The 11903-nt window shown below is 49.4% G+C and carries 12 protein-coding genes and 2 pseudogenes; 7 read left to right on the top strand and 7 right to left on the bottom strand.

Annotated features, from left to right (window positions below; all coding sequences use genetic code 11):
- Positions 1 to 38: 38 nt before the first annotated feature.
- Complete coding sequence (locus tag EA14781_RS00780; protein ID WP_000846616.1) at positions 39 to 386, bottom strand: YacC family pilotin-like protein; 348 nt, start codon at positions 384 to 386, stop codon at positions 39 to 41.
- Positions 387 to 553: 167 nt separating this feature from the next.
- Here EA14781_RS00780 and cueO point away from each other — a divergent pair, with 167 nt between their 5' ends.
- A complete protein-coding gene (gene cueO, locus EA14781_RS00775; RefSeq protein ID WP_001189583.1) occupies positions 554 to 2104 on the top strand; it encodes a multicopper oxidase CueO in 1551 nt (516 codons plus the stop codon).
- Between the two features lie 139 nt (positions 2105 to 2243).
- On the opposite strand, the pseudogene EA14781_RS00770 reads toward cueO, so the two are convergent.
- Positions 2244 to 2489, bottom strand: a pseudogene (locus EA14781_RS00770) (hypothetical protein); the annotation flags it as partial.
- Positions 2490 to 2623: 134 nt separating this feature from the next.
- Between EA14781_RS00770 and hpt the strand changes: the two are divergent.
- Positions 2624 to 3160 (top strand): hypoxanthine phosphoribosyltransferase, encoded by a 537-nt coding sequence (gene hpt, locus EA14781_RS00765; RefSeq protein ID WP_000683336.1) that lies wholly within the window; start codon positions 2624 to 2626, stop codon positions 3158 to 3160.
- A 40-nt stretch (positions 3161 to 3200) separates the two neighbouring features.
- Here hpt and can read toward each other — a convergent pair whose 3' ends face one another.
- The gene (can, locus tag EA14781_RS00760; protein WP_000651597.1) at positions 3201 to 3863 is read right to left on the bottom strand and encodes a carbonate dehydratase; all 663 of its coding nucleotides are present in this window, start codon (positions 3861 to 3863) and stop codon (positions 3201 to 3203) included.
- A 108-nt stretch (positions 3864 to 3971) separates the two neighbouring features.
- Between can and EA14781_RS00755 the strand changes: the two genes are divergently transcribed.
- The 4 genes and pseudogenes from EA14781_RS00755 to EA14781_RS00740 all read left to right on the top strand — a co-directional run bounded on the left by EA14781_RS00755 (position 3972) and on the right by EA14781_RS00740 (position 7499).
- A complete protein-coding gene (locus tag EA14781_RS00755) occupies positions 3972 to 4898 on the top strand; it encodes an ABC transporter ATP-binding protein (protein ID WP_000150633.1) in 927 nt (308 codons plus the stop codon).
- Positions 4895 to 5665 carry an ABC transporter permease gene (locus EA14781_RS00750; RefSeq protein WP_000972204.1) on the top strand — a complete coding sequence of 257 codons (771 nt, stop codon included), beginning with the start codon at positions 4895 to 4897 and terminating at the stop codon, positions 5663 to 5665. The genes EA14781_RS00755 and EA14781_RS00750 overlap by 4 nt, the downstream gene beginning before the upstream one ends.
- A gap of 102 nt (positions 5666 to 5767) precedes the next feature.
- Positions 5768 to 6207 (top strand): annotated as a pseudogene (locus EA14781_RS00745) (PTS sugar transporter subunit IIA).
- A 62-nt stretch (positions 6208 to 6269) separates the two neighbouring features.
- Positions 6270 to 7499, top strand: a complete 1230-nt coding sequence (locus EA14781_RS00740; protein WP_000277950.1) for a polysaccharide deacetylase family protein — start codon at positions 6270 to 6272, stop codon at positions 7497 to 7499.
- A 3-nt stretch (positions 7500 to 7502) separates the two neighbouring features.
- Here EA14781_RS00740 and panD read toward each other — a convergent pair whose 3' ends face one another.
- A complete protein-coding gene (panD, locus tag EA14781_RS00735; protein WP_000621509.1) occupies positions 7503 to 7883 on the bottom strand; it encodes an aspartate 1-decarboxylase in 381 nt (126 codons plus the stop codon).
- A gap of 273 nt (positions 7884 to 8156) precedes the next feature.
- Between panD and EA14781_RS00730 the strand changes: the two genes are divergently transcribed.
- Complete coding sequence (locus EA14781_RS00730) at positions 8157 to 9065, top strand: Rpn family recombination-promoting nuclease/putative transposase (protein ID WP_000339896.1); 909 nt, start codon at positions 8157 to 8159, stop codon at positions 9063 to 9065.
- Between the two features lie 219 nt (positions 9066 to 9284).
- On the opposite strand, the gene panC is transcribed toward EA14781_RS00730, so the two are convergent.
- The 3 genes from panC to EA14781_RS00715 form a co-directional block, all read right to left on the bottom strand.
- Positions 9285 to 10136: a pantoate--beta-alanine ligase gene (gene panC, locus EA14781_RS00725; RefSeq protein WP_000905403.1), complete on the bottom strand. Its 852-nt coding sequence runs from the start codon at positions 10134 to 10136 to the stop codon at positions 9285 to 9287.
- A gap of 11 nt (positions 10137 to 10147) precedes the next feature.
- Positions 10148 to 10942 (bottom strand): 3-methyl-2-oxobutanoate hydroxymethyltransferase, encoded by a 795-nt coding sequence (panB, locus tag EA14781_RS00720; RefSeq protein ID WP_000805478.1) that lies wholly within the window; start codon positions 10940 to 10942, stop codon positions 10148 to 10150.
- Between the two features lie 135 nt (positions 10943 to 11077).
- The coding region (locus tag EA14781_RS00715) for a fimbrial protein (protein WP_042335285.1) at positions 11078 to 11903 on the bottom strand (826 nt) is incomplete at its 5' end.

The raw sequence follows: 11903 nt of genomic DNA, 5'->3' as shown, positions 1-11903 counted from the left end.
GATGCACGGTCAATGTTTCTACAAAAAGGTATCAGGAATTATTTTACGTAGGCAAGCAGGCTTAAGGAATCGCGGGCCAGGGCTTTACACTTTTTGGCGACAGGAATGCCGATACCGCTGAGATCGCGATAGCTATCTTCACCGAGGGCTTTCATATCGAAGTTGTCGTAGTTGCTGAGATCCCACTGGTTTTGCTGGGCAAAAAAGACCAGTGCGCGACGAATCTGCCCGTTAGGTAAGTTCTGGTAACCACAATCGTTCTTCAGAAAAACAAAAACTGCCGTTAAGTCGGCCATATCTTCGGCTTCAGATTCGCTGAGCGCGTAACTATTTGCGCATACAGCCATCAGGCTGCCGAATAACACTGTTCTGAAAAACGTCTTCATTGCTTCTACCAGGGGCTTAAAGAGAGTAAACGTTAGCACACTGCGAGCGAGGCGACGACCATTATTGTCGATTAAATTGTGTGTCTGCGGCTTGACCTTCCCGTAAGGGGAAGGACTATCCTCAACGTTTAATTTTGTTTCGCCTGCTTGAGAATAAGGAAATAACTATGCAACGTCGTGATTTCTTAAAATATTCTGTCGCTTTGGGCGTGGCTTCGGCTTTGCCGTTGTGGAGCCGCGCAGTTTTTGCCGCCGAACGCCCCACATTACCGATCCCTGATTTGCTCGCCACTGATGCCCGTAATCGCATCCAGTTGACCATTGGCGCAGGCCAGTCCACTTTCGCCGGGAAAACGGCGACGACCTGGGGGTATAACGGCAATTTGTTAGGGCCAGCAGTGAAATTACAGCGTGGCAAAGCGGTGACAGTTGATATTTATAACCAACTGGCGGAAGAGACGACGTTGCACTGGCACGGGCTGGAAATACCGGGTGAAGTCGACGGCGGCCCGCAGGGAATTATTCCGCCTGGCAGTAAACGCACGGTGACGCTGAACGTCGATCAACCTGCCGCTACCTGCTGGTTCCATCCACATCAACACGGTAAAACCGGACGTCAGGTGGCGATGGGGCTGGCTGGTCTGGTTGTCATTGAAGATGACGAGATCCTGAAATTAATGCTGCCGAAACAGTGGGGTATCGATGATGTCCCGGTGATCGTTCAGGATAAAAAATTTAGCGCCGACGGGCAGATTGATTATCAACTGGATGTGATGACCGCAGCTGTTGGCTGGTTTGGCGATACGTTGCTGACCAACGGCGTTATCTACCCACAACACGCTGCGCCGCGCGGCTGGTTGCGTCTGCGTTTGCTCAATGGCTGTAATGCTCGCTCGCTTAATTTCGCTACCAGCGACAATCGTCCACTGTATGTCATTGCCAGTGATGGTGGTTTGCTGCCTGAACCGGTGAAGGTAAGCGAGCTGCCGGTGCTGATGGGCGAGCGTTTTGAAGTGCTGGTGGAGGTTAACGACAATAAACCGTTTGATCTGGTCACACTGCCGGTCAGCCAGATGGGGATGGCGATTGCGCCGTTTGATAAGCCGCATCCGGTAATGCGTATTCAGCCGATTGCCATTAGTGCTTCTGGTTCCTTACCTGACGCATTAAGTAGTCTGCCGGCGTTACCTTCGCTGGAAGGGCTGACGGTACGTAAGCTGCAACTCTCTATGGACCCGATGCTCGATATGATGGGTATGCAGATGCTGATGGAGAAATATGGCGATCAGGCGATGACCGGGATGGATCACAGCCAGATGATGGGCCATATGGGGCACGGTAATATGAATCATATGAACCACGGCGGTAAGTTCGATTTCCATCATGCCAATAAAATCAACGGTCAGGCGTTTGATATGAACAAGCCGATGTTTGCGGCGGCGAAAGGGCAATACGAACGTTGGGTTATTTCTGGCGTGGGTGACATGATGCTGCATCCGTTCCATATCCATGGTACGCAGTTCCGTATCTTGTCGGAAAATGGCAAACCGCCAGCGACGCATCGTGCAGGCTGGAAAGATACGGTGAGGGTTGAAGGTGGCGTCAGTGAAGTATTAGTGAAATTCAACCACGATGCGCCGAAAGAACATGCTTATATGGCGCACTGCCACCTGCTGGAGCATGAAGATACCGGGATGATGTTAGGATTTACGGTATAAAAAGGCTGTATTCGAGAATATGCCCGGATATCTCCGGGCATGAGACTGATGACAAACGCAAAACTGCCTGATGCGCTACGCTTATCAGGCCTACGCACAATATATTGAATTTGCAAGTTTTGTAGGCTGGATAAGGCGTTCACGCCGCATCCGGCATGAACAAAGCGCACGTTGTCTGGCCCCCTGCGGGTAAACGAGTCTGCCACAGTTTTTCACCGTTGCTCATGTTGTAAGCGCGCAGGTAGTTATCTGCCGTAGCGGCGATAAACAGCACATTACCCGCAGTAGAGATCGGCCCGCCCAGCATCGGCATTCCCATATTGAACGGTACCGGAACGGGCATCGGGAACGACATGCTGTCCTGCGGCGTACCAATGCGTTTCTTTTCACAAATTGAACTTTATTAACGGATTCCGCTTATGAATAGTTTTGCTGGTATACTGCATGTCTTGCGCTTTGTTGCGGTGCCGAAACCCGCCCGTGCGAAGTGATTTGTTTTTAAATCATATGGTTAGAGATATGAAACATACTGTAGAAGTAATGATCCCCGAAGCGGAGATTAAAGCGCGTATCGCCGAACTGGGTCGTCAGATTACTGAGCGTTACAAAGACAGCGGCAGCGATATGGTGCTGGTTGGTCTGCTGCGTGGCTCATTTATGTTTATGGCGGACCTGTGCCGTGAAGTTCAGGTATCTCATGAAGTCGATTTTATGACCGCCTCCAGCTACGGTAGCGGCATGTCCACCACCCGTGATGTGAAAATCCTCAAAGATCTAGATGAAGATATCCGTGGCAAGGACGTGTTGATTGTTGAAGATATCATCGACTCGGGTAATACACTGTCGAAAGTGCGTGAAATCTTAAGCCTGCGCGAACCGAAATCGCTGGCGATTTGTACGCTGCTGGATAAACCGTCCCGTCGTGAAGTGAACGTCCCCGTAGAATTTATCGGTTTCTCGATCCCGGATGAATTTGTGGTGGGTTACGGTATTGATTACGCTCAGCGTTACCGTCATCTGCCGTACATCGGCAAAGTGGTGCTGCTGGACGAGTAAGTGCGGATATGCCGGATGTATCGCATCCGGCATGGCGAATTTATTTGTGATTGATGTGCTTCAGCTTGAGGTTGGAAATCCCGTGGCGGTAACGTTGCTCCAGGGTTTCGCGGTTAGTGGCGGTGACATCTAGGTCACGCAGTAAACCATCGTGAATGCCGTAGGCCCAGCCATGAATGGTCACTTTCTGCCCGCGCTTCCATGATGACTGCATAATGGTGGAGTGGCCCAGGTTATACACTTGTTCCATGACGTTCAGTTCGCACAGCGTATCCAGACGACGTTCTGGCGGCATTTCGCCGAGCAATGAGCTATGTTTGAACCAGATATCGCGGATGTGCAACAGCCAGTTGTTGATAAGCCCCAGTTCCGGGTTTTCAACAGCAGCCTGCACACCGCCGCAACCATAGTGGCCACAGATAATAATGTGTTCAACTTCGAGAACATCCACTGCATACTGAACCACGGAGAGGCAGTTGAGATCGGTGTGAATGACCAGGTTAGCAACATTACGGTGAACAAAGAGTTCGCCCGGCTCAAGACCGGTTAAACGTTCTGCAGGAACGCGACTGTCGGAACATCCAATCCATAGAAAGCGCGGTTTTTGCGCTTGTGCCAGTTTCTCAAAAAACCCGGGATCTTCTTCCACCAGCATTTTTGACCATAGTGCATTGTTGCTGATGAGTGTATCTATGTCTTTCATGGAGGTTAACGACCTGTAACCAAATAATTACGTTTGGCTAATATAGGGCAACTCCGGGACGATTTAAACCACAGATAAAGTGTAAGAACGTAAGGTAAGTAAAAATTTATGACCATTGCACTGGAACTTCAACAGCTTAAAAAAACCTATCCAGGCGGCGTTCAGGCGCTTCGTGGAATAGATTTGCAGGTCGAAGCGGGAGATTTTTATGCGCTTCTCGGGCCGAACGGGGCCGGGAAATCGACCACTATTGGTATCATCAGCTCACTGGTCAATAAAACCTCCGGGCGGGTCAGCGTATTTGGTTACGATCTCGAGAAAGATGTCGTGAACGCTAAACGTCAGTTGGGACTGGTGCCGCAGGAATTTAACTTCAACCCGTTTGAAACCGTGCAGCAAATTGTGGTGAATCAAGCGGGGTACTACGGTGTAGAGCGCAAAGAAGCGTACATTCGCAGCGAAAAATATCTTAAACAGCTCGATTTATGGGAGAAACGTAACGAACGTGCGAGGATGTTATCAGGCGGGATGAAACGCCGTTTAATGATCGCTCGTGCGTTAATGCATGAACCTAAACTTCTGATTCTCGACGAACCGACCGCCGGCGTGGATATTGAACTTCGCCGCTCAATGTGGGGATTTTTGAAGGATTTAAACGACAAAGGCACCACGATAATTCTCACCACGCACTATCTGGAAGAAGCAGAAATGCTGTGCCGCAATATCGGCATTATTCAACACGGTGAGTTGGTGGAAAATACCTCGATGAAGGCGCTGTTGGCGAAGTTGAAATCGGAAACCTTTATTCTCGATCTCGCACCGAAAAGCCCATTACCGAAGCTCGATGGCTACCAGTATCGACTGGTCGATACCGCCACGCTGGAAGTTGAAGTCCTGCGCGAGCAGGGCATCAACAGTGTGTTCACACAGTTAAGCGAGCAGGGCGTTCAGGTATTAAGTATGCGTAACAAAGCTAACCGACTGGAAGAGTTGTTTGTTTCACTGGTTAACGAAAAACAAGGAGATCGCGCATGATGCATCTTTACTGGGTGGCGCTAAAAAGCATCTGGGCGAAAGAAATTCATCGCTTTATGCGTATCTGGGTGCAGACGCTGGTGCCGCCGGTCATCACCATGACCCTTTACTTTATTATCTTCGGCAACCTGATTGGTTCGCGCATTGGCGATATGCATGGCTTTAGCTATATGCAGTTTATCGTGCCGGGGCTGATCATGATGTCGGTGATCACCAATGCCTACGCCAACGTCGCATCCTCATTTTTCGGCGCCAAGTTCCAGCGCAATATTGAAGAGCTGCTGGTGGCTCCGGTGCCAACGCACGTAATTATTGCCGGATATGTTGGCGGTGGCGTGGCGCGTGGGTTGTTCGTTGGTATTCTGGTGACGGCGATTTCGCTGTTCTTTGTGCCATTTCAGGTGCATTCGTGGGTATTCGTTGCCTTAACGCTGGTGCTTACGGCGGTGTTGTTCTCTTTGGCTGGACTGCTGAATGGTGTTTTTGCGAAGACGTTTGATGATATCAGTCTGGTTCCGACCTTTGTACTGACGCCGCTGACCTATCTTGGCGGGGTATTTTACTCTCTGACCTTATTGCCGCCGTTTTGGCAAGGGTTGTCTCGCCTGAATCCGATCGTCTATATGATTAGTGGTTTCCGTTACGGCTTTCTCGGTATAAATGATGTACCGCTGGTGACAACCTTTAGCGTGTTGGTTGTCTTTATTGTCGCATTTTACCTGATCTGCTGGTCGCTGATTCAGCGCGGACGCGGGCTGCGTAGCTGAGGCAATGTCCTCTCCTCTGGCAAGGGGAGAGGAGTTTTGACGATTATCACCCTTTAACAACAATTGTCAGGGTAGACTGATTTTAGGCTAAGGAGGAAGGCAATGTTAGGTTGGGTAATTACCTGTCATGATGACCGGGCGCAAGAGATACTGGACGCGCTGGAAAAAAATACGGAGCGCTGGTTCAGTGCTGTGCAGTCAATTTCTGGCACGGATTAAGTTCCAATATGTTAAGCCGCATGATGTGTGATGCGTTACATGAAACAGACTCGGGTGATGGCGTTATTTTTTTAACCGATATTGCCGGAGCGCCGCCGTACCGCGTCGCATCATTACTAAGCCACAAACACTCCCGCTGTGAAGTGATTTCTGGTGTTACGTTGCCGTTAATTGAACAGATGATGGCTTGTCGCGAAACAATGACCAGTGCGGAGTTTCGCCATCGCATGGTGGAACTGGGCGCACCGGAAGTGAGTAGTTTGTGGCACCAACAACAAAAAAATCCGCCGTTCGTTCTAAAGCATAATTTGTATGAGTATTAGCCCGCAATCGTGACTGCGCTTTGCTACAATAAACGCGTTGTTTCACGCCCTGGTTATTTTTCATGTATAAACAAGCTGTTATTCTCCTGTTGATGCTGTTTACGGTAAGCGTCAGTGCTGCATTACCCGCTCGTTATATGCAAACAATCGAAGATGCCGCCATCTGGGCGCAGATTGGCGACAAAACGGTGGCAGTAGGGAATATCCGGGCCGGACAAATCCTCGCTGTAGAACCAGGGGCCGCCAGTTACTACGAGTTTAATTTTGGTTTCGGCAAAGGGTTTATCGATAAAGGCCATCTTGAGCCGGTACAGGGCCGCCAAAAAGTCGAAGATGGCCTTGGTGACCTTAACAAACCGCTGAGTAATCAGAATCTCATTACCTGGAAAGACACGCCGGTCTATAACGCGCCGAGTGTGGGCAGTGCGCCATTTGGCGTACTGGCGGAAAATTTGCGTTATCCCATTCTGAATAAACTAAAAGACAGATTGAATCAGACCTGGTATCAGATCCGCATTGGCGATCGCCTGGCCTATATTAGCGCGCTGGATGCGCAGCCAGATAACGGTTTGCCGGTGCTGACTTATCACCACATTTTACGCGATGAAGAAAATACCCGTTTTCGCCACACTTCGACCACTACCTCGGTACGTGCATTTAATAATCAGATGACCTGGTTACGTGACAGGGACTACGCCACGCTGAGTATGGCGCAGCTGGAAGGCTATGTGAAAAACAGCGTTAACCTGCCTGCGCGAGCCGTGGTGATTACCTTTGATGATGGCCTTAAATCGGTGAGTCGTTATGCTTATCCAGTTTTGAAACAATATGGTATGAAAGCGACGGCGTTTATTATCACCTCGCGCATCAAACGTCATCCACAGAAATGGGACCCGAAATCGCTACAGTTTATGAGCGTTGCGGAGCTCAATGAAATTCGTGATGTATTTGATTTCCAGTCACATACTCATTTTTTGCATCGGATAGATGGTTACCGTCGGCCTATATTACTGAGCCGTAGTGAGCACAATATTCTGTTTGATTTTGAACGTTCACGTCGGGCACTGGCGCAATTTAATCCACATGTTTTGTATCTTTCTTATCCATTTGGCGGATTTAATGACAAAGCGGTGAAGGCGGCAAATGATGCCGGATTTCACCTGGCAGTGACGACCATGAAAGGCAAAGTTAAACCGGGGGATAATCCGTTGTTGTTAAAACGGCTTTATATCTTAAGAACGGATTCGCTGGAGACGATGTCGCGGCTGGTGAGTAACCAGCCGCAGGGGTGATTATCAGGCAACCTGAACCGGAATCGCTTTCGCGGTACGTTTCATTTCGTTATCACCTTCAAAGTAGGCGACTTTTGGTCGCCAGGCGCGAGCTTCTTCATCTGGCATGGTGACGAAGCTGGCGATAATGACAATATCGCCGACGCTGGCGCAGTGAGCCGCCGCGCCGTTGACAGAAATAATTCTCGAACCGCGTTCTGCTGCGATGGCATAGGTGGAGAAGCGCTTGCCGTTGGTAACATTCCAGATATCAATGGCTTCGTTTTCGAGAATACCGGCTGCGTCAAGGAAATCCTGGTCAATGGCGCAAGAACCTTCATAGTGCAGGTCCGCATGAGTCACTTTTACGCGGTGGAGTTTGCCCTGCAGCATCGTGCGAATCATAACTTCTACCTTTCTACCCTGTCGTTAACGAAGCAGACGGTGCCTGCTTTGAGGAAATTCTCACGCAGTATTGCCCGATTTTTGATGAGTGTCTACTCATCTGACGTCATTTGCATCAGCAGTTTGCGTACTGCGTCGAAACGTGCCATGTAATGTTTGTAACTAATTGAAATTTCTCTGAGCGCTGCTCGGTAAACAACAAAGCGAAGGCTGACGGCGGCGATCATTGACTGGATACTGCCTTTACGCAAGACAACACGGAAGGCAGGGAAGATGGATGCACCGAGTACCACACCGCATGATGCGGTGTTTAAACAATTTTTAATGCATGCGGAGACGGCTCGCGACTTCCTGGATATCCATTTGCCCGCGGAATTACGCGAACTGTGCGACCTCGATACGCTGCATCTTGAGTCGGGGAGTTTTATCGAAGAGAACCTAAAAGGACATAGCACGGACGTGCTCTATTCCGTGCAAATGCTGGGCAATCCCGGCTATCTGCATGTTGTGATTGAGCATCAAAGCAAGCCGGATAAGAAAATGGCTTTTCGCATGATGCGCTATTCTGTTGCTGCCATGCACCGACATCTGGAAGCGGATCACGAGAAGTTGTCGTTGGTGGTGCCGATTCTGTTTTATCAGGGCGAGGCCACGCCTTATCCACTCTCTATGTGCTGGTTTGATATGTTTTACTCGCCGGAGCTGGCGCGGCGTGTTTATAACAATCCTTTCCCGCTGGTGGATATTACCATCACGCCGGATGACGAAATCATGCAACATCGGCGGATTGCGATTCTCGAACTGTTGCAAAAACATATTCGCCAGCGCGACTTAATGTTATTGCTGGAGCAACTGGTTACACTGATTGACGAAGGGTACACTAGCGGAAGTCAGTTAGTTGCTATGCAAAACTATATGCTGCAACGCGGTCATACTGAACAAGCGGATTTGTTTTACGGTGTGGTGAGAGACAGGGAAACGGGAGGGGAGTCTATGATGACGTTGGCGCAATGGTTTGAAGAGAAAGGGATTGAAAAGGGGATTCAGCTGGGAAGACAGGAGGCAAGACAAGAGGTAAGTCAGGAATTCGCCCTGCGTTTTCTGAGTAAAGGGATGTCTCGGGAAGACGTTGCAGAGGTGACAAATTTATCTCTTGCTGAGATTGATAAGCTGATTAACTAAGTTGTCTGCGATATGAATAATCGCTTACAGATGCTATTGCCATGATGTGGGGCAAATCAAAACTGGCGCCATCAGCCGTAGCGCCAGTTATACTCGTCATACTTCAAGTTGCATGTGCTGCGTCTGCGTTCGCTCACTCCAGTCACTTACTTATGTAAGCACCTGGGGATTCACTCGCTTGCCGCCTTCCTGCAACTTGAATTATTTAGAGTATAAGTATTACGCCAGTTCGACGATTTTGTTGTCGATCAGGCGAGCATCGCCAAGCCAGGCGGCGACCAGAATCACTACCCGTTTGCTGTTTTCAGAGACTTCCAGCAGCGTGTCGGCATCGCGAATCTGGATATCATCGGCGCGGAAGCCTTTTTCATTGAGCTCTTGCCCCGCAATAGCGACGATTTCATCGAGATCTCGTTCGCCAGCCTGCAATTTGTCGGCAATCGAACTTAAAACTTTGTACAGACCCGGTGCAATTTTACGTTGTTCTGCGGTCAGATAACCATTGCGGGAACTGAGCGCCAGGCCGTCTTTTGCCCGCATAATCGGCACGCCGACAATCTCAATATCAAAGCCCATATCAGCAACCATTTTGCGGATCAGCGCCAGTTGTTGAAAATCCTTTTCTCCGAAGCAGGCGATGTCTGGCTGGACCAGGTTGAACAACTTGCTGACGATGGTTGAAACACCGCGAAAATGCCCTGGACGGCTGGCGCCTTCCAGCATGGTTGAAAGTCCAGGAACATCGACATAGGTGTGGGTTTCAGTACCATTCGGATAGATATCTTTTACGGATGGTGCGAAAACCAGATCGACTTTGCGCTTGTTCAGCTTCTCACAGTCTTCCTGCAACGTGCGTGGATAACGCGCCAGATCTTCCGGGCGATCGAACTGCATCGGGTTAACGAAAATGCTGACCACCACCACATCGGCCCGCGTTTTGGCTTCATCGACCAGTTTCATATGACCATCGTGCAGGTTGCCCATTGTCGGCACCAGCGCCACGCGCTTGCCTTCCATACGCAGGCGACGAATTTGCTGACGCAGCAGCGGCAGGGTTTCGATAATTAACACAACGTGACTCCTTAATGGAAACTGTGTTCTTCGCCCGGATAAATGCCGGACTCGACTTCAGCCATATACTGCCGCACAGCAGCGCGGATGTCGCCCGTTTCAGCGAGGAAATTTTTGGCGAATTTAGGAATGTGACCGCCGGTAATGCCGAACGCATCGTGCATCACGAGGATCTGCCCATCGGTAACGTTGCCTGCGCCAATGCCGATAACCGGAATCGCCAGCGCTTCGGTAATACGTTTTGCCAGTTCAACCGGGACACATTCCAGCACCAACAATTGCGCGCCTGCCGCTTCTAAGGCTAATGCATCGCTAAGCAGTTGATCGCCAGCCTCATCGCCGCGCCCCTGGACTTTATAACCACCGAAAATATTCACTGACTGCGGCGTTAACCCTAAGTGACCGCACACTGGTACAGCGCGTTCGGTAAGCATTTGCACAGTCTCTACCAGCCATGCGCCGCCTTCAATTTTGACCATATTCGCACCGGCACGCATTACCGTAGCAGCATTTTCAAACGCCTGTTCCGGTGTGGCGTAAGCCATAAACGGTAGGTCAGCCAGTAGCAGGCAGTTTGGGGCGCCGCGACGCACGGCGGCGGTGTGATAAGCGATATCTTCAACGGTAACGGGAAGGGTGGAATCATGTCCTTGCACGGTCATGCCCAGCGAGTCGCCGACCAGCATGACGTTAAGTCCTTCATCAGCAAAGAGTTTCGCGAAGCTGTAGTCGTAGGCTGTAATGGTAGCGAAACGTTTTTTTTCCTGCTTATATTTCTGCAATGAAGCAATAGTGGTAGGTTTCATAACGTATCCTGATGGCTAAAGTCAGATCTGATTGCATTCTAGCAGTCGAAATCAGGTGGGCAATGGTTTTTAGTGTGAAGAAAAGTTCGCACCAGAGCAGAACGCTGGTGCGTTTGAGAAGGGAGTAACGTTTATTTATTCATAGGTAAAGGAGAAGGTTGCATTACCTGAAAACGTTCCCGTACTGATGGCCGTTCCACTGCCATCTGGTACGAGTTGTGCTGTAAAGGGGAAATAAAGTAGGTTATTTGACCAGACCGGGAAGTTATAATCTATTGCAGCGACACCATCAGGTTTTAATAACACCTTACTATCATTATAAGTTGAATGGACTTTTACGGCCACACCTGAGGCGGAGCCGGAAGTTTTACCAACAAGATTAGCATCACTTGCAGCATTTGCAGCCTTTAACTTAGCCGTAATCTTGCTGGCGTAACAGTATTCAGCTCGAATGGAAAAAGGAACCACCGCTGTATTACCGCTGTTTACTTCAGAAATATAATTATTGCCTAACTTGATTTCGTTGCCGCTGACATTTCCTCCATCCTGTGCCAGGGCAATCATTGCACAGGTTGGTTCGTCAACGTAAAAATGCACGGAGTTTGCTGTAACGAAAAAATCTATCCAGGGTTGGTTGCTATTACCTATATACCAGGAGGCTATTTTCCCTGGTATTGCAAATCCTTCAGAAACTCCATTTTGAGGTTTGAATTCAGGAGTCCAGAAGAAACGGAATCGTAAATACCAGCTATTGTCACTGTATTCATAAGCCCACCTGGTGCTGGCGTTATCTGTATGGCTATCTCCGTTACTTTGTCCGGGAAGATGCAAATCAAGTTCATCCGCAGCCCCACAACTGATACATACTAATTCTACTGAGTAAACAATACCAGGAACGGTTGTTTTTAGTAATCCATAGCCATTACTTGTAGTATATGTTGATAAAAGATTGGCTTCCGGG

Source organism: Escherichia albertii NBRC 107761 = DSM 17582 (assembly GCF_000759775.1).
In the GTDB taxonomy this organism is placed as follows: domain Bacteria; phylum Pseudomonadota; class Gammaproteobacteria; order Enterobacterales; family Enterobacteriaceae; genus Escherichia; species Escherichia albertii.
Note: the sequence above shows the minus strand (reverse complement) of the source record. Positions and strands in the feature narration are given on the sequence as shown.